This window comes from Citricoccus nitrophenolicus (assembly GCF_047305825.1).
GTDB classification, from domain to species: domain Bacteria; phylum Actinomycetota; class Actinomycetes; order Actinomycetales; family Micrococcaceae; genus Citricoccus; species Citricoccus nitrophenolicus.
In genome coordinates, this window is record NZ_CP063070.1 from 2,782,079 (window position 1) to 2,799,871 (window position 17,793).

At 71.8% G+C, this 17,793-nt stretch carries 14 protein-coding genes; 8 read left to right on the forward strand and 6 right to left on the reverse strand.

From position 1 onward, the window contains the following. Positions 1 to 5 precede the first annotated feature (5 nt). Genes IMT31_RS12680 through IMT31_RS12690 form a run of 3 tightly spaced genes read right to left on the reverse strand, consistent with a single transcriptional unit; the run spans position 6 to position 3,435 of the window. Positions 6 to 1,637 (reverse strand): LCP family protein, encoded by a 1,632-nt coding sequence (locus tag IMT31_RS12680; protein ID WP_413543006.1) that lies wholly within the window; start codon positions 1,635 to 1,637, stop codon positions 6 to 8. After that, positions 1,637 to 2,236: a 5-(carboxyamino)imidazole ribonucleotide mutase gene (gene purE, locus IMT31_RS12685; RefSeq protein WP_413543007.1), complete on the reverse strand. Its 600-nt coding sequence runs from the start codon at positions 2,234 to 2,236 to the stop codon at positions 1,637 to 1,639. Before purE ends, IMT31_RS12680 begins: the two co-directional genes overlap by 1 nt. Continuing rightward, positions 2,233 to 3,435, reverse strand: a complete 1,203-nt coding sequence (locus IMT31_RS12690) for a 5-(carboxyamino)imidazole ribonucleotide synthase (protein ID WP_413543008.1) — start codon at positions 3,433 to 3,435, stop codon at positions 2,233 to 2,235. The genes purE and IMT31_RS12690 overlap by 4 nt, the downstream gene beginning before the upstream one ends. Positions 3,436 to 3,612: 177 nt before the next feature. Here IMT31_RS12690 and IMT31_RS12695 point away from each other — a divergent pair, with 177 nt between their 5' ends. Beyond that, positions 3,613 to 4,236, forward strand: a complete 624-nt coding sequence (locus IMT31_RS12695; RefSeq protein ID WP_345354638.1) for a GtrA family protein — start codon at positions 3,613 to 3,615, stop codon at positions 4,234 to 4,236. A 48-nt stretch (positions 4,237 to 4,284) separates the two neighbouring features. Here the strand turns inward: IMT31_RS12695 and IMT31_RS12700 are convergent, their stop codons facing one another. Continuing rightward, positions 4,285 to 5,106 carry a TIGR03089 family protein gene (locus IMT31_RS12700; RefSeq protein WP_413543009.1) on the reverse strand — a complete coding sequence of 274 codons (822 nt, stop codon included), beginning with the start codon at positions 5,104 to 5,106 and terminating at the stop codon, positions 4,285 to 4,287. Positions 5,107 to 5,485: 379 nt separating this feature from the next. Here IMT31_RS12700 and IMT31_RS12705 point away from each other — a divergent pair, with 379 nt between their 5' ends. From IMT31_RS12705 to IMT31_RS12715, 3 genes are all read left to right on the forward strand, one after another. Further along, a complete protein-coding gene (locus IMT31_RS12705) occupies positions 5,486 to 6,085 on the forward strand; it encodes a WhiB family transcriptional regulator (protein WP_345354642.1) in 600 nt (199 codons plus the stop codon). A gap of 74 nt (positions 6,086 to 6,159) precedes the next feature. Beyond that, positions 6,160 to 9,570, forward strand: coding sequence for a glycosyltransferase (locus IMT31_RS12710; RefSeq protein ID WP_413543010.1), 3,411 nt, complete (start codon positions 6,160 to 6,162; stop codon positions 9,568 to 9,570). After that, positions 9,567 to 11,339: a DUF5719 family protein gene (locus IMT31_RS12715; RefSeq protein ID WP_413543011.1), complete on the forward strand. Its 1,773-nt coding sequence runs from the start codon at positions 9,567 to 9,569 to the stop codon at positions 11,337 to 11,339. Before IMT31_RS12710 ends, IMT31_RS12715 begins: the two co-directional genes overlap by 4 nt. A 46-nt stretch (positions 11,340 to 11,385) precedes the next feature. On the opposite strand, the gene IMT31_RS12720 is transcribed toward IMT31_RS12715, so the two are convergent. After that, positions 11,386 to 11,919, reverse strand: a complete 534-nt coding sequence (locus tag IMT31_RS12720; RefSeq protein ID WP_345354648.1) for a metallopeptidase family protein — start codon at positions 11,917 to 11,919, stop codon at positions 11,386 to 11,388. Between the two features lie 152 nt (positions 11,920 to 12,071). Here IMT31_RS12720 and IMT31_RS12725 point away from each other — a divergent pair, with 152 nt between their 5' ends. Both IMT31_RS12725 and ahcY read left to right on the forward strand, forming a co-directional pair. Next, positions 12,072 to 12,506, forward strand: a complete 435-nt coding sequence (locus IMT31_RS12725) for a DUF3499 family protein (protein WP_378109478.1) — start codon at positions 12,072 to 12,074, stop codon at positions 12,504 to 12,506. Between the two features lie 61 nt (positions 12,507 to 12,567). Further along, positions 12,568 to 14,121 carry an adenosylhomocysteinase gene (ahcY, locus tag IMT31_RS12730; RefSeq protein ID WP_345354650.1) on the forward strand — a complete coding sequence of 518 codons (1,554 nt, stop codon included), beginning with the start codon at positions 12,568 to 12,570 and terminating at the stop codon, positions 14,119 to 14,121. Positions 14,122 to 14,221: 100 nt separating this feature from the next. On the opposite strand, the gene IMT31_RS12735 is transcribed toward ahcY, so the two are convergent. Continuing rightward, complete coding sequence (locus IMT31_RS12735) at positions 14,222 to 15,025, reverse strand: RDD family protein (protein WP_413543012.1); 804 nt, start codon at positions 15,023 to 15,025, stop codon at positions 14,222 to 14,224. A 31-nt stretch (positions 15,026 to 15,056) separates the two neighbouring features. On the opposite strand from IMT31_RS12735, the gene IMT31_RS12740 reads away from it, so the two are divergent. Next, positions 15,057 to 16,049 carry a stage II sporulation protein M gene (locus tag IMT31_RS12740; protein ID WP_345354776.1) on the forward strand — a complete coding sequence of 331 codons (993 nt, stop codon included), beginning with the start codon at positions 15,057 to 15,059 and terminating at the stop codon, positions 16,047 to 16,049. 104 nt (positions 16,050 to 16,153) lie between these two features. Next, positions 16,154 to 17,683 (forward strand): TIGR01906 family membrane protein, encoded by a 1,530-nt coding sequence (locus tag IMT31_RS12745; protein ID WP_413543013.1) that lies wholly within the window; start codon positions 16,154 to 16,156, stop codon positions 17,681 to 17,683. Positions 17,684 to 17,793 lie beyond the last annotated feature (110 nt).

A 17,793-nucleotide genomic window follows, 5' to 3' on the forward strand; every position in this document is an offset into this window, starting at 1 on the left:
GAGGCTCAGCCGTTGCCCGCCACGCACAGGTGGTTGGTGGAGGCGGCGTCCTCCAACAGGCCGGACTGACCGGTGTCCTCCAGGTGCATGAGGTACTCCTCGGTGATCTCACTGCCGTCCGGCTGGGTGGGCGGGGCCGGCCAGTCGTCCGGGTTGTCACTGTCCTCGGTGGGCCCCGTGGAGGCGGCAGGGGAGGCCGCGGACAGGAGGCCCGCGGTGGCGTTCACGAACAACAGGGGGGCGGGATCGGCCCCGGCGGCCTGCGGCGTGCCGTCCTCGGCGAGCATTCCGTCCACGCGGGAGTGGATCTCGTCGAAGTCCGGGTAGGTGGTGAACCGGCCGTCCTCACCCTCGAAGTCCGGCGGACCGATGCTCAGCCGGCCCATGCCCTGGGACTGGCCCTTGGTGGCCAGGGAGACGAACGTCCCCAGCTGCTGACCGGGCAGGTCGGTCTCCACGATCTGCTCGCCGGCGTCCAGGATGCCCTGGAACCGGGTGACCAGGGTCTGCGGGTTGAACTGGGCCAGCATGGCGGACTGGATGCACTGCTGGCGGCGGATGCGCGAGTAGTCCGTGGAGAAGTGGCGGGAGCGGGCGAATGCCAGGGCCTGCTCGCCGTTGAAGTCATAGGTGCCGGGACCCCACCAGGCGTTGCCCCAGACCCCGTCCGGCCGGGTGCCGCGGTAGTTGGTCCAGCCTCCCGAGGTGACGGTGACGCCGCCCATGGAGTCGATCAGCTGGGAGAATCCGCCCATGTCCACCAAGGCATAGGACTGGATCTCCAGCCCGAGGATGCCCCCGGCGGCGTCCATCATGGCCTCCGCCCCGGGATCCTTCGCCTCGGGGTACAGGTCCTGGTGGTTCTCCATCACGTCCACATAGAGGTGATTGATGATGCACTCGTCGCCGCAGTCGAATCCCCCGGGGTAGGCCTGCCACAGGGGTGAATCCTCCGAGAACTGGGTGTTCTGGAAGTTGCGGGGGATGGAGAACACGATGGTGCTCCCGGTGCTGGCGTTCACGGAGGCCACGTGGATCGAATCCGGGCGCAACCCCACCCGGCCCTCGCCGGCGTCCCCACCCAACAGCAGGAAGTTGTAGCGTCCGGCCACCGGGTCGATCGCCGGCCCGGGCTCGAAGATCTCGTTCAGGGCGTTGCGCCCGGCATTGACCGCATAGGAGCCGTAGCCCAGCGCCCCGGAGGTCACCACGAGCAGGAGCACCGTGGAGAACGCCAGCAGCGGCTTCATCCCGGGCGCCACAAGCCGCAGCCGCAGCAGCCGGAACGTGTCGACCCACAACACCAGCCAGCCAATGGCCAGCGCGGCCAGGACCACGATCCCGACGAGTTGGACCCACGAGGTGGCCAGGGCCTGCACCAGCAGTTCCCGCCGGACCACCAGCAGTACGAGCGCCACCACCAGAAGGGCCCAGACCGTCATGGTGACGCGCAGCGCGGCGCGGCCCAGGCCGCGGTTTCCGGCCACCACCTGAGCGCCGCCGGGGACGAACAGCGTGAGCAGCAACAGGATCCAGCCCCGCTTGGTCCGCTGGGGCGAGCCCAACGTCTCCGGGCGGCGCACGGGGTCCACGCCGCCAGCGGCGCGGGGGTCGAGCAGTGAGGGGCGGCCGGCCATCACGGGCGGTATCCGGGCCGGTTCACCAGGGACTCGCGCAACCGCTCGCCCTTGGTGCTTGCCGTATCCCGCAGCTCCGCCGCGAAGTCAACGAGTTCTGCGCGCAGCCGTGCCGCCTCCGGGTCCGTGCCCGCGGCGAGGATGCGTACGGCCAGCAGCCCGGCGTTGCGGGCTCCGCCGATGGAGACGGTGGCCACCGGCACCCCGGCCGGCATCTGTGCGATCGAGAGCAGCGAGTCCATGCCGTCCAGGGTCTTCAACGGCACCGGGACGCCGATGACGGGCAGGGGAGTGGTGGAGGCGACCATGCCCGGCAGGTGCGCTGCGCCGCCGGCACCGGCGATGATCACCTGGATCCCGCGTCCGTGAGCCCGGGTGCCGAAGTCCACCATCTCGTGCGGCATGCGGTGGGCGGAGACGACGTCGGCCTCATACGGGACGCCGAATTCCTCCAGTGCCGCGGCGGCCGCCTCCATGACGGGCCAGTCGGAGTCGGAGCCCATGATCACGGCGACGCGCGCGCCGGCGCGCTCCGTTGCGGGACGCTCCGGGCCGGCGTCGGGCCCTGCAGGCTGGTGGGGGGATGCGCTGGGGGTCATGACTGCTCCTGCTGGCCCTGGTCCTGGTGGCCCTCGGGGCCCTCACTGATGATCTCGGCGGCGCCCTCGGCGGCCCGGCGGGCCGCGCCGAGGTCCTCCGGGCGGGCCGCCGTGACGTTGACGTGGCCGATCTTGCGGCCAGGGCGGACCGACTTGCCGTAGGCGTGGATCTTGGCCTCGGGATGGGCGGCCATGGCGGCCGGGAAGGCCGAGTAGAGGTCCTGGTTGGCCCCGCCGAGGTAGTTCTTCATCACCGTGAAGGCGCCGAGGGGCTCCGTGGAACCCAGGGGCAGGTCCAGCACCGCGCGCAGGTGCTGCTCGAACTGGCCCGTGACCGCCCCGTCCATGGACCAGTGGCCCGAGTTGTGCGGGCGCATGGCGAGCTCGTTGACCATGAACCCGGGGCCGATGCCCGGGGTCTCGAACAGCTCCACCGCCAGCATCCCGGTCACGCCGAGGCCTTCGGCCAGTGTGACTGCGGCCTCCTGCGCCGCCTGGGCCGTGCCGGCATTCAGCCCCGGGGCGGGGGCCGTCACCACATCGCAGACCCCGTCCGTCTGGATGGACTCGACCACCGGGTAGGGGGCGGTCCGGCCGGAGGGCGTGCGGGCCACCTGGGCGGAGAGCTCCCGGGAGAAGTCCACCATCTCCTCGGCGAGCAGGGCCTCGAAGCCGGTGGGGGAGACCAGTTCGAACCAGTCGACGCAGGACTCGGCATCGCTGGCCGAGCGCACCACCCGCACGCCCTTGCCGTCATAGCCGCCCCTCGGGGTCTTGAGGACCACCGGCCATCCCTGCCGGTCGCCGAACCCGATCAGCTCTGCCACGGTGGACACTGCTGCCCAGGCCGGGTTGGGCAGTCCGAGACGGTCACAGGCTGCGCGCATCAGCAACTTGTCCTGCGCGTACCGCAGGGCCGCCGGGCCCGGCTGCAGATTGACTCCCGCCGCCAGCAGCGCCTCCAGGTGCTCCGCGGGGACGTGCTCGTGGTCGAACGTGACCACGTCCACCCCGGCCACGAAGTCGCGGAGGGTCTGCAGGTCCCGGTAGTCGCCCACCGAGTGCCGGGCCGCCGTGGTGGCCGAGACGTCCGGGCCCTCGGCCAGGACCTCCAGCCGGACCCCGAGGGCCGTGGCCGCAGGGGCCATCATGCGTGCCAATTGGCCGCCGCCGATTACACCGATCACAGGAAAACTCACGGACTAAGGGTAACCAGCGCAGTCGCCCGGTCGCGGCAGAACCGCCCGGGGCCGTCCAGTTGTCAGGAAACGGGCAGAAAACCGGTCTACAGTGTGCGAAGACAATTTCCGATTTCCGTCCTCTGCCCTTCACGATTTTCTCTGCGCGACTGCGCAACAAGGAGTCCAGCAACCTCCATGATCAACAACCTGTGGCAACGGTTCGTGGCTCTGGTCGCCATGCTCTGGCGAGAGGTCGCCAAATTCGGCGTGGTCGGGGCCGCGGCCTTCGTGGTGGATTCTGGGATCTTCATCTGGCTCATGCACGGGCCCATGGAGGGCAGCAACGTCAAGTCCAAGATCGTGGCCAGCACGGTGGCCACCATCTTCTCCTACATCGCCAACCGGTTCTGGACCTTCCGGCACCGCCGGCAGAACAACCTCATGCGCGAGTTCGTGCTCTTCGCCGTGATGAACGTCATCGGCATGGGCATCGCCGCAGCCTGCGTGTTCGTGGCGCAGTACTGGCTGGGCGTCACCTCCACCACCGGGATCTTCATTGCCGGCAGCGTGGTCGGACTGATCCTCGGCACCATCTTCCGCTTCTTCGCCTACCGCTTCTGGGTGTTCACCGAGGAGTTGGACGCGGACCCGAGGTTTAAGGACGATCGCGAGCGCCTCACCGGCGAACTGCCCGTCATCCGCACCGAGGACACCCCGCACCGGCACCGCCGGAAGTCCGGCGCGCCGCCGGCCACGGCCGGCCCCGTGGCGCCGGGCTCCTCCGCACCCTCGGCGCGCACTCCGTCCGAGCCGCGGTAGCCGAGCCGCAGTAGCCGAGCCGCAGCCGGGGGAGCGAGGCGAGAGGCCTCAGGCCGGGGAACCCACCCCTTCGGCCTCCACCTGCCGGGCGGTCGCCACGCTGAACGGCGCGGTGCGCTCCGGCACCAGCACCACGGGCAGTCCTTGGTCCCACACGCCCGCGGCGGCGCTTGCCACCGCGCGGTCCAGCCGGGCGCCCGCGGCGGCCACCACCAGTCCACGCTCCCGGCGGGACAACTGAGCCCGGCCCGCGTCCGCGAGATCCGGGGCCCTGAGGTCCTTCCAGGCCTCGGCGAGACCGGGGAGGCCCTCCGCGCCGCCCGGCAGGGGCAGGTGGCACTGGTCCGCCTGCATCCGCACCTCGGTGAGGAAGTCCACAGCGTGCGCGGGGGCTGCGTCTTCGGCGTCTGAGGCCGCGTCAGGGCCCATGCCCACCACCCACAGGTCGGCGGGGTGCTCGGCCCAGTCGCCGGGCGTGCTGGTCAGTATGAGGTCGGCGTCCTGTGCGGATGCCCTGTCTAAGTCGGCAGAGTCGGCCGGGTCGGTCTGACCGTCACCGCCGTCTTCACCGGGGAAGACCAGCCCGACGCCGGCCCGCGCGAGTCCCAGCAGCACGGCCAGGGACGTCCAGTCCAAGGGCAGGTCCACCAGCACCGTGGCCTCCGGGCCGTGCCCCTCGGAGTCCACCAGGTTGGCGGTCTTGGCCCCCCAGTTGGCCAGCACCCGCCCGGACAGCTCCACCCGGTCACCGCCGCCGGCGTAGTCCACCACGGCGGGCCGCGGTGACGCCGCGAGAGCGGCGAACCAATCCCTGCTGCCGGTGCCCCTGCCGGTGCCGCTACCGGGTAGATTCGTGCCGAGGGTGACCATGGAGCGTCCTTTCGCAGAGACTGCCGCAGGGGTTGCCCGCGGTGACGGGGCTGCAGGGCACGTCTGTTTGGGCGTGTCGGCGCGGCGGCGTGTCGTGAGGCACGGAGCCGTTCCCCTCCTCCTATTCTGCCGTCCCGGCTTGACTTAGCGCGAGTTACACCGGTGTAATTCATTTTGGAACGGTCATGGTGACCACGGCGCTTCCCACCGCCCACCACAGGTTCCCCGCTGCCACCGGAGCTTCCGGCGGTCTGTTGGTCCGGGCGCGCCCGGCGCCGCGGGGGACGTGGTCGGAAGGCGTGTCAGGAGCCCTGCCCGATCCGCAGACACCGGAACCACCGGTGACGGGATGACCAGCGTGAGAACGGGGAGGAATCACATGGAGAACGCCCAGCGCCTCGACGAGGTCCACGAGGTCGATGCACACCGGAACGGTGCGGCGGGACAGCCACTGACGGACGGCTCCCAGCCTGGCCGCAGTGTACCCGCGGACTGGTTCCTGGATCCGGCCGATCCGGACGCGGCTCGCCGGCTGGAGGCCGGAACCTCCCTCGAGGACCAGGCCACTGCCTTCCTCACCAGCCATGACGTGGCGGAGGACTCCGCCGTCACCGGCATCACCGAGGCCACGGTCACGGCCCTCCACCCCGGCACCGGGGACCCCCGCCGTGAGGACGGCGAACGCGCCGAGGAATCGGCTGCCCAGTCCTCCGTGTGGTTGGGACTGCCCGGGCTGGCCGACCCGCTGGACGTGGAGGGCGAGCTGGCCTGGCAGGTCGACGCCCTGTGCGCTCAGACGGACCCCGAGGCCTTCTTCCCGGAGAAGGGTGGTTCCACTCGGGACGCCAAGAAGGTCTGCGCCTCCTGCACCGTGCGTAGCGAATGCCTGGAGTATGCACTCGGCAATGACGAGCGGTTCGGCATCTGGGGCGGCCTGTCCGAGCGTGAGAGGCGCCGGCTCCGGAAGCGGTCGGTCTGATCTCCACGCCGGACGCCCTGCCCGCCCCCGACGCTCCCGGCCGCCTGGCCGAGGGCGTCACAGCCGTCCTCCTCGTGAACGGGCGGCCGGATCTGGCGGAGGACGCGGTCCAGGCCGTGCTCGCGCAGGAACGTCTCCCGGACCGCCTCCTCGCGGTCCTCTCCGCCGAGGAGTCGGGCTCCGAGCGCGGCTCCTCGATTCCCGGTGAGGTCCCCACGGATCTCCTGGACCGCCTGGCAGGCCTCGCCGATGATGTCGGCCTGCCCTTCGAGACCCAGTCCGTGCCGCTGCACCGGATCCAGCTCCCCGCTGGCGGTGGATCAGGCTGGCTGTGGTGGATCCATGACGATTCGCGCCCCGCACCCCAGGCCCTCCAGCGGCTGATGGCGGTGGTGGAGACCTCACCCTCCGTGACCATCGCGGGGTGCAAACAGGTTGAATGGGGGCGCCCCCGGCATCTGCTGGACGTGGGGCTGACCGTCTCCGGCGCCGCTGAACCCCTCAGCCTCGTGGAGCCCGGCGAGCTGGACCAGGGTCAGTACGATGCCCGCACAGACGCCTTCGCCGTCTCTGCACCCGGGATGCTGATCCGGGCCGACGTCTGGACCCGGTTGGAAGGGGTGGATCCCGCCGGACCCCGGCCGGCCGGCGTCGTTGATCTGTGCTGGCGCAATCGACTGGCCGGACACCGCGTGGTGGTGGTGCCCGGTGCCCTGATCGAACACGACGGGCGGGGCGAGGGCCTCCAGTCCGGGACTGCGGCCGGGCGCGAGGCCTCCCTGTGGCTGCGGTTGAAACACGCCAGCCCCTGGGCCGTGCCGTTGCTCTGGATCTGGGGCCTGGTCACCGGGATCGGAGGCTTCGCTGCCTCCCTGCTGGCCAAGGAGCCCGGCCGGGGTGGTGCCCACCTGGCGGGTACCCTGCGGACCCTGGTGCGGGTGGGACCCCTGGCCGGAGCCCGCCGCCGGGCACGCCGGACGCAGGCGGCCCCCCGCTCGATCATCACCCCGCTCAGGGCCTCCCGGGCCGAGGTGCGACACTACCGGCGCAGCGTGGTGGATCTGGAGACCCCGGACGAGGTCATCGGCGACGGCACCGGATCCACCCTGGCCCCCAGTGAGGCCACCGGCGGGCATGACGACTTCGCGGCGCTGGCCACCCCGGAGCGCAATTGGGTGGGCACCGGTCTGATGATCGCGCTGCTCCTGCTGGGCGGGCTGTCCCTGCTGGGCCTGCGCGAGCTGCTCGCCGCGCCCGCCCTCGCCGGCGGCTCGCTGCTGCCGGTGTCCGGTTCCCTGGCCGATCTCTGGCAGCACGCGACCGGCAGCTGGGCCCCCGCCGGGGCCGGTGCCCCGGTCCAGCCCGGGCCCTTCGGCCTGGCCCTGACCGTGCTGGGCGTCACCGGTCATGGATCCCTGGTGCTGGTCTGGCTGACCATCCTGGCGATGCCGCTGGCCGCCACCGGTGCCTGGATGGCCGCGGGCGCGGTGGCCCGCAGCCGCGGCATCCGCCTGCTCGCCGGCCTGCTGTGGGGGTTGTCCCCGGCCCTGCTGACCGCAGCCGGCACCGGCCGACCCGGTGCGTTGCTGGTGCACCTCGCCCTGCCGTGGCTTGCGTTGGCCGTGATCCGTGCCACCGGTTCCGCGGCGCTGCGGCGCCCCGACCCGGAGGGCACCAGCGAGGACCTGTTCGGTGCCCGGGTGCGTCCCGGTCACCGTGGTGTGGTCTCCTGGACGGCCTCCGGCTGGACCGCCCTGCTGCTGGCCGGCCTCGGTGCGGCCGCTCCGGCGCTGCTGCCCTTCCTGGTGGTGGCCGTCCTGGTCCTGGCGGGTCTCGTCCGCCGGCGCGGGCGGGCCCTCTGGTGGACACCCCTGCCCGCCCTGGCCCTCTTCCTGCCCGCCGTACTGGCGCACTGGACGGACCCGCGGGCCGTGCTCGGGGACCCCGGCGTCCCGCAGGCCTACGATCCGGCCCCGCTCTGGCAGCAGCTCCTCGGCTTCCCGGAGGCCTTCGCCTCAGATTCCGGTCTGCTGGCCCTGCCCTGGCTGGACTCCGCCGTGCCGGGCGGCGCCGGCTTCCCCTGGGCCCTGGTGGCCGCCCTCGTGATCGGGGTCCCTGTGCTGCTGGCCGCCCTCGTCGGGGCGTTCATGACCGGACGGATCGGCATGATGGCACGGGTCGGTCTCGGCCTCTCCCTGCTCGGGGTGGCCGGTGCGGCCCTGGCGCCGCAGATCGCCACCTCGCTGGAGGCCGGTGGCGCCCTGGTGACGGTGTTCACCGGCCCCTTCACCTCCACGGTGCTGCTCGGCATGCTGCTGGCCGCCGTGGCCGGGTTGAACGGCCTGCTGGGCCTGCGCCGCGCCCCGGGGACCACCCGGCAACGGATCGGCCCGCTGCGCCGCACCGGCGTGGTGGTCCTGACGGGCCTGGCCATCTGTTCCCTGGCCCTCACCGCCACGGTGTGGAGCATCCCGCGACTACTGCCCGGCTCCGCCCTGGACCCGGCTGTGGGCACGGCCCTCCAGTCCAGGACGGCAGACGGCGAGGCAGAACCCGTGCTGTCCACCCTGGGCACCGGCTCGGTGCTTCAGTCCAGTCCCACGCGGCTGCTGCCGGCCACCGCCGCGGACCAGGGGTCCAGCGCCCTGGCTACCCGGACGGTCGTTCTGGAACGCGCGGCGGATGAGCTGCAGGTCAGCCTGGCCACCGGCTCCGGCCCCGCCTTGGACCGGCTCAGCGCGGGGTGGACCGCGCGGTCCCTCGCCGGCCCCCTGATGGGCCCGACGGCGGCCGCCCCGGACCGCGCGGACGAACAGTTGCGCAGCCTGGCGGCCCAACTGACCTCCGGTGCCAACGCGGACCCTCGGCCCGCCCTCGAGTCCTTCGGCGCCGGGTTCGTGGTGTTGCGTGATCCGGATGGCGGCGAGCTGGGGACGGCTGCCTCCATCGACGCCGTGCCGGGCCTGGCTCCCGTGGGCCTGACCGACTCGGGCTGGCTGTGGCGCGTGGTCCCCGAGGACGACGGCGGGATCCCGGTGGTGGGCCCTCACGACCTCGAGGACCGGATGGGCTTCGCGGCCTCCCGGGTGCGGATCGTTGACGGAAGCGGCCAGACCACCCATCTGGTGGCCCGGGCCGGCGCCACCGTGGACACGGAGGTGCCAGCTGCCGGTAACACCGGAGACGCTGGGGACGCTGGGGACTCTGAAAGCACTGAAGGGGCGGAGCAGGGCCGGAGACTGGTCCTGGCCGAGCGGGTGGATGCCGGTTGGAGGGCCACCCTGGACGGGGAGCCCCTGCAGGCCGTGTCCGTGGAGGGCTCCGCCTGGAACCAGTCCTTCGAGCTGCCGGGCCATGGCGGCGAGCTGCGGGTCTGGCATTCCTCCCCGGCCGCGTCCTGGGCCTGGTGGCTGCCCGGCATCCTGTTGGTGCTGGCCGTGCTGCTGGCGATTCCCTCTCCCACGAGCAGGAAGGTGGAACGATGAGCCAGGATCAGGACCCGGAGCTGTCCCCGGATCAGGAACCGGAGTTGTCCCCGGATCGGGACCCACAGCCAACAGGCCGCGGCCAGCGCAGGAGCCAGCGGGCTGCGGAGGCCCGGGACCAGAGGCGTCAGGCCGCGCTGGAGGCCCACCAACGGGGCGTGGTGCGCAAGGCTCCCGTGGCCGCGGGACTGGCCGGGGCCGGCGTCGTGGTCCTGGTGGCCGCCGCCGTGACCGCCGGGAGTCTCATCCCGTCCTCCACCCCTGACGTGGACGGCGCCGCTGTACCCGCCGCCCTGAACGCCGTCCCGGCGCAGTCCCTGTGTGCGGGACCGCCGCGGCTGCCCGCCGGGGCCGAGGAGGGCACGGACACCCAGTTCAGCCCCGTCTCCACCTCGGCCGACTCAGGTCTCACCTCGGTGCTGCTGTCCGACCTGGCCGGCCGGTTCCCGGGCAGCAGCCTGGTCAACCTGCCAGCCGGCGATGCGGGGGCCGGCGAACCGGAGGAGCTGACCGCGCCGCAGCCCGAGGAGGTCCAGCAGGGCACCCCGGCCACGTCCGGCGAGGACGGCGTCCCCGTACGCGAGGCCACCGTGGAAGACCTCTCCTCCCCGGGTGGCGATGCCGGGGATCCTACGGCGGTGACGGTCGAACCCATCGGCGGACAGGCCGCCCCCGCGGACGCAGTGTCCCTGTACTCCGCCTCGGACGGCGATCTGGCAGGAACGGATGCCAGCTCCTGCGGCGCCCCGGCACACGAGCACTGGCTGGCCGGGGCCACCACCACGGTGGGGTCCACCGCCGTGCTGGTGCTCTCGAACCCCTCGGCATCGGCCAGCACCGTGGATCTCTCGCTGTTCGGGGGGTCGGGACCGGTGGAGGCCCCGGGGACCACGGGGATCGTGTTGGCACCGGGGGAGTCCCGCTCGATGGTGCTGGGAGGCCTGGCCCCGGACGAGGAACACCTGGCGGTCCACGTCACGGCGCAGGGTGGGGCCGTGGGCGCCACGGTCCAGCAGCATCGCCTGTTCGGCGTCACCCCCGGCGGCGTGGAGATCATCCAACCCACCGCTGCACCGTCCCAGACTGCCGTGCTGCCGGGGCTCGTGGTCCCGTCCGCCAGCAACGCCGAGGCGGTCACCGGACAGGACGGCTACGAGCAGGCCGGCCCCGCCGTGTTGCTGGCCGCCCCGACCGCCGACGCCACCGCCGAGATCACGGTGAGCGGCCCTGAGGGTCCCGTGGAGCTTCCCGAGGGCGGCGTGGTGGACGTGGAGGCCGGTTCCACCGTCCGCTTCCCGTTGGACGGCCTGGACCATGACATCTACACGGTCACCGTGACCGCGGACGCGCCCCTCGTGGCCGGAGCACGGGGCCTCTCCGGTCAGGCGGACGGACCGGTAGACCTCTCCAGCGTCTCCGCCGTGGGTCCGCTCGGTCTGGAGCGGCTGGTGGCCCGTCCCTCCGGCGCCGACGCGAACCTCGCGCTCTACTCGGACGCCGGCGGGGCCGTGGAGATCACGCCCGTCCTCAGTGACGGCAGCCTGGGCGAATCGCTGGTCCGGGAACTCGGCCCGAAGTCCACCCGGGCCGTGGCCTTCGACGACCTCGCGGACGGCGATGCCCCCGAGGTCTCGGCGGTACTGCTGGAGACCGCCGAGGGCCAGGTGCACGCCGGGGTGGACGTCCGGGGCGAGCAGGGGATCTCCGCGTACCCCGTGGTGCCGCAGCAGCAACAGGTCTCCGGCGTCCCGGTGCGTGTGGGGTACTGACCGGCGCACAGGCCGGGCGCTGCGCGAGGGCTTCGTGGGACCGGGGCTACCAGTGGTAGTCCGGGTCCACCGCCTCCGGGGTCAGCCCGGTGAGCTCGGCCCACTGTTCCACCACGGCCCCGTACACGAGGTCCGGAAGCATCGCGGGGACCGGGCAGCGCGCCTCGATCGGGCGCCGGTGGATGGTGATGACGGCCGTGCCGTGTGCGTCTCGTCGGGTGGACCCGGTGGGATCGTCCACGAGGCCTGCACCCCAGACGCGCACCAGTTCCAGCCGGTGCTCCAAGTCCTCGGGGACCATCGTCATCCGGAACCGGGCCTGCTCCACGGCGGGTCCGCACACCTCGGCCAGCCGGGTGACCGCGGCGGTCAGGTAGCCGGAGAAGGCCTCGTCACGGGTGTGCGCCCCGGGCAGTCCCGCTGGAAGCAGCGGCCCCCGCAGGCCTCGGCCGCGGCGGTCCCGGCGCGGGGACCGTGCTGAGGGCCGTTGCGGACTCCGCGGTCCCCCAGGAGCGGCTGCGCCCTGCCCCTCGCCCCGCGTCACGCCCTGCTGCACCGTCAGGGGATCGAAGGAACTCATGACTGGAATGCTAGTCCTCGCCGGTGCCGGTGGGTACCGGACACGCATCCCCCGGAGGGTTGGTGCGCGCCGGTGGGCGGGGTTGCGCGGTAGGGTGGTCTGCCGTGGGATCGATGCGACAGTGCTCCAAGACCAGCTGCCAGACTGCGGCAGTGGCAACGCTGACGTACAACTATGCCGACTCCACGGTGGTGCTCGGCCCCATGTCCCGGCGGGCCGAACCACACACCTACGACCTGTGCGGCAAGCACGCCCGCAGCATGACCGCCCCCAAGGGCTGGGAGATGCTGCGCATCGCGCCGCCGGAGGGTTCCGGGCCGGCCGCGCGTCCTGAACCCGATGACTTGCTGGCACTGGCCCACGCCGTACGCGAGCCGTCCCCGCGCGCCACGGCCGACCGGCCGTCGTCGGACACGGGGCCCCAGGCCACCCGTCCCGCCAGTGGGCGCCGCGGGACCGCGCCCGACGCCGGCCCCCGGCCGGAGGCAGAGGGCACCGGCGGGGCTGCGGGGTCCATCAACGGCGAGTCCCCGGCCAGGCCCGGCCGGCCCACTCTGCGCGTACTGCGGGACGCCGGGGACCGCTGAGGATTTCGCCGCCTGACGAATGCCCCGCAGGGTGCCCGGCGCCTGATCTAGGCTGGGGAGCATGACCGAGAATCCTGCCGCCACCTCCGCGAGCCCAGCCATTGATCCGGCGTACGCCAACCGCGTCACCGTCCCCGGCGCCACCTTCGACTTCGCCGTGCGAGACCTCTCCCTGGCGGAGTCCGGACGCCACCAGATCCGCCTGGCCGAGCATGAGATGCCCGGGCTGATGGCGTTGCGCGAGGAATTCGGGGAGGCTCAGCCGCTGGCCGGGGCCAGGATCGCCGGTTCGCTGCACATGACCGTGCAGACCGCCGTGCTGATCGAGACCCTGGTGGCCCTCGGCGCGGAGGTCCGCTGGGCGTCCTGCAACATCTTCTCCACCCAGGACGAGGCCGCCGCCGCGATCGTGGTGGGCTCCGGCACCCCGCAGGAGCCGGCCGGCGTCCCCGTCTTCGCCTGGAAGAACGAGACCCTCAGCGACTACTGGTGGACCGCCTCCCAGATCCTGAACTGGCCCGGCGCAGACCAGGATCCCAACCTCGGGCCGAACATGATCCTGGACGACGGTGGTGACGCCACCATGCTGGTGCACAAGGGCGTGGAGTTCGAGGCCGCCGGCGCCGTGCCGAGTCCCACTGCGGAGGACCCCGAGGAGTACCAGGTGGTCCTGGAGACCCTGCGCGCCTCGCTCGCCTCGGACAGGCAGCGCTGGACGCGCATCGCCCATCAGCTGCGCGGCGTCACCGAGGAGACCACCACCGGCGTGCTGCGCCTCTATCAGCTCGCCGAGACCGGGCAGCTGATGTTCCCGGCCATCAACGTCAACGACTCCGTCACCAAGTCGAAGTTCGACAACAAGTACGGCATCCGCCACTCCCTGCCGGACGGCATCATGCGCGGTACGGATGTGCTGATCGGGGGCAAGACCGCCGTGGTCTGCGGCTACGGGGACGTGGGCAAGGGCGCCGCCGAGTCCTTCCGCGGCCAGGGGGCCCGCGTGGTGGTCACCGAGGTGGACCCCATCAACGCGTTGCAGGCCGCCATGGACGGATTCCAGGTGGTCCGCCTGGACGAGGTGATCGATTCCGGCGACATCTTCATCACCACCACAGGCGGCAAGGACATCATCATGGCCGATGACATGGTCAAGATGAAGGACAAGGCCATCGTCGGCAATGTGGGCCACTTCGACAACGAGCTGGACATGGCCGGCCTGGCGCGGATCCCTGGTGTGGTCAAGACCGAGATCAAGCCGCAGGTGCACGAGTGGACCTTCGACTCCGGGCGGGAGAACGAGCGCTCGATCATCGTGCTCTCCGAGGGCCGGCTGTTGAACCTGGGCAACGCGACCGGGCACCCGTCCTTCGTGATGAGCGCCTCCTTCACCAACCAGGTGATGGCCCAGATGGAACTCTTCGCCCGGCACGGGTCCATCACGGGGGAGGAGTACGGCAAGCAGGTCTACGTGCTGCCCAAGGTGCTGGACGAGAAGGTGGCTCGGCTTCACCTGACCGCCCTGAACGCCCACCTGACGGAACTGTCCAAGGAACAGGCCGAGTACCTCGGCGTGGACGTGGCCGGCCCGTACAAGCCGGACCACTACCGCTACTGATTCCCGCCCCCTGTGCCTTTCACCCTCGGATGGACAATTCCCCCTGGAATCCCGGGCGGAAATGTCCATTCGACGGTGAAAGTTGCGAGCACAGAGGCTCTCAACTGAAGGGCAGGGCGTGCAGGCGTTCGGCGGAGGCCTCGGACCGCTCCCGCCGGCGCGTGAGCATCCGGTAGTCCCGGTTGCGCCGCTCGGCCACCACACCCAGGAGGAAGTCCTCGAGGGTGACCCCGGCCGGGGGTCCCGGCGTCACGAACGGGGCCACCTGCGCCGCCAACCGGCCGGCGGTCTGTGCTCGGACCGTCGGCGGCACGGAGCGGGCGTGGCGCAGGTACTGGGTCACGGAGGCCACGAGCGCATCCGGCAGGCGGCCGACGTCCGCCACCTCCGCCCAGGTGCGCATGGGCTCCGGGACGGCGGGCAGTGGCGGCGGAACCCGCTGCTGGCGTTCGACGACCACCTGGGTGCCGGCGACCATGTCCGCCAGGCGCTTGCCGCGCTCGTTCAGCATGGAGGCGATCAGCGCCACGGACCCGAAGGTCATCCAGATCTCGAAGATCCCCAGCAACACGCGGACGAGACTGTGACGCAGACGGATGGCTCCGCCGTCGTCCCGAACCACCCGCAGACCGAAGACCAGCTTGCCCAGCGAGCGGCCGCGGCTCAGGGTCTCCACGGCCAGCGGGCCGCCCACCAGCATCCCGACCACCAGGGTCAGGATCGTGGCCTGCATGGCGGCCGGGTCCAACTGCTCGAGGATGGTCTGACCGAGCACCCAGAGGACCCCGAGGAAGACCAGCACCAGAGCGATGCCGTCGATCAGGGCACCGGCGACCCGGATCACGAAGGACGCAGGCCGCAACTGCAGCACCACTGCCTCGCCGGTCACCACCGTTGTGCTCATGATCGCCAAGCCTACCGGTAGCCTGAAACGCGTGGACCTGGACGCCTACACCTCCGTGCACCGCCCCACCTGGGACCGGCTGGACTCCCTGGCGCGCACCCGCCGGCTGGACGCAGCCCAGGCGGACGAGCTGTTGGAGCTCTACGGGCGGACCTCCACCCATCTGTCCATGGTCCAGGCCCACGATCCGGACGGACCCCAGGCCGCCGGACTGTCCATGGTCCTGGCCCGGGCGCGGAACCGGATCACGGGGGCTCCCTCCAGCGCCTCCGCCGGCTTCTCCCGCTTCTTCCTGGAGCAGCTCCCCGCCGCGTTCTACCGGATCCGCTGGCTCACCGTGATCCTCGGGGCGGCGTTCTGCCTGGTGGGCGTCTGGTTCGGCTTCTGGGTCAACGGCGAGCCGGAGGTCTTGGCCTCGCTCGGCACCGACGAGGAGATGCGCGAGTACGCACAGGAGCAGTTCACCGGGTACTACTCGGAGAACCCGGCCGCGTCCTTCGCCGGCCAGGTGTGGACCAACAACGCGTGGATCGCGGCCCAGGAGGTGGCGTTCGGGATCACCGGGTACTTCGTGCCCTACGTGCTGTTCGCCAATGCCCAGGGCGTGGGGATCTCCGGCGGGGTCATGGCCGCCCACGGAGAGCTGGACACCTTCTTCCTCTACATCCTCCCGCACGGCTTCATGGAGCTGACCGCCATCTTCATCGCCGGTGCCGCGGGGCTGCGGATCTTCTGGGCCTGGGTGGCCCCCGGCCAGCGCACCCGCCTGGACTCGCTCGCCGCGGAGGGCCGCTCGCTCTTCACGGTGGCCTTCGGCCTGGTGATCGTGCTCGCCGTGTCCGGGGTGGTGGAGGGCTTCGTGACGCCCTCGAACCTGCCGCACTGGCTGCGGCTAGGCCTCGGCCTGCTGGTGCTGGCCGGCTACTGGACCTACACGCTGGTGTTGGGCCGCCGCGCGGTGGCGCGGGGCGTCACCGGTGACCTCGAGGCGCACGACGCCGGCGCCCGCCAGTTAACCGCCTGACCTCGCCTCGGGTGCCCCGGGCGTGGCCGCAGGGACCTGAGCCAGGCACGGCACTAGTCTCAGAGACAGACACGGCGGACCACGCGCGAGCAGAAGGCAGGACGATGGCTGGCAAGGACGAGTACCCACACGACGGAGCGGACGAGCACCTGGACGGTACCAGGGCCTCCGCTCGCCACGCCGAGGCCAGTGAGTTCGAGAGCGGGCTGGACTACGGCGCGTTCATCGACGACGAGGGCGATGCGGTGCAGGAGGGGACGGCCGGAGACGGTGCCCCGGCGGACGTCTATGCGGAGGACAACACCGCGGACGAGTCCGTGACCTCCGAGGCCCTGGACGGCAGCCGCACCGAGTCCCACGATCACGCCGGGCACCGCGCAGACCCTGGCACCGCCGCCACGGAGGCCATCGAGCGCCCGGGGGATGCCGACCACACCTCTCCCGGTGAGGACGGCAACCAGGCCACGCAGTCGATCGACCGCAGTGAGCTGGACGCCTGGGCGGTCGGCGACGCTGCAGCCTCCGGCGACCGATCGGCGGCCGAGAGTCGCCCGGCCGCCCGCGCGCGGGGTGAAGCGCGGGGTGACGTACGGGGTGAGCGGCCCGGCGCTGCCTCCGAGCCGGTGACGGCGACCGCCAGCCCGGGGCCGGACCCCGCCGTTAGCGCCGAGAGCGGTCCGGACACCCTGTGGGACTCCGCTCCCGCCTCGGGGGTCGGTGGGGTCGGCGCTGCCGGCACGGCCGGTGCAGGCATCGGAGCCGGGACCGCCGTGGCCGCGGGCGCCCGCCAGGACGATGGCCGGGGCTACGCGGGCGGTGCGACGACCGCGGAGTCCGAGGACCGGCGCAGGGACCTCCGCGACGCGGAGGCGCGGGCCGCCGCCCGTGACGAGGCGCTGGAGGGCCCCCGCTCAGGGCACAGGGTACTGCAGGTGCTGCTGGCCCTGTTCTTCCCCATTGTGGTGTTGATCGCGGCCGTGCGGGCCGTGGCCTCGCCCGTCTTCCTGTGGATCGAGTACCACCGGCCGGGGTTCCCGGGTGACGGGCAGGGCTTCACCACCGAGGACCGATTGACCTACGGCTCGGCTGGCCTGGACTACCTGTTCAACGCGGCCCCGGCCCGGTACCTGTCCGAGCTGCAGTACCAGGGCGGCCAGCTGTTCGCGGAGTCCGAGGTCTCGCACATGACGGACGTCAAGATCGTCATGCTCATCACGATGGCGGTGGGAGTGCTCCTGGCCCTGCTGTGCGTGGTGTTCATGGTGGCCCTGGCCCGTACAGCCAAGGGCGGCATCCGCCGAGCCCTGTTCGCCGGGTCCCTGTGGATGCTCGTGGTCCTGATCGCCGCGGCGGTGCTCGCGGTGCTCGGCTGGGAGGCGTTCTTCGCCGGCTTCCACAGCCTGTTCTTCGCGGACGGGACCTGGACGTTCCAGGCTTCGGACGCCCTGATACGTCTCTACCCCAACCAGTTCTGGATGGACGCCGGGATCGGGATCGCGGGGCTCGTGCTGCTGACGCTGCTCATCACCCTGATCTGTACCTGGCCCACCCGCCGGCGCCGCCACGAGTCACGGCTGGCCCAGACAGACCTGATCCGCCGCCGCAACGACTGGTACGACGCCCAGGGGGCCTGAGCCCCAGCGCCGCCGAGGTTACGAGCACGCCAACTGTTGAGACACGCCGGCCAAGCCACCGGCAAGCGTGCTCGTAACCTGGGACGGCGGGCGTGCTCGTCACCTGAACT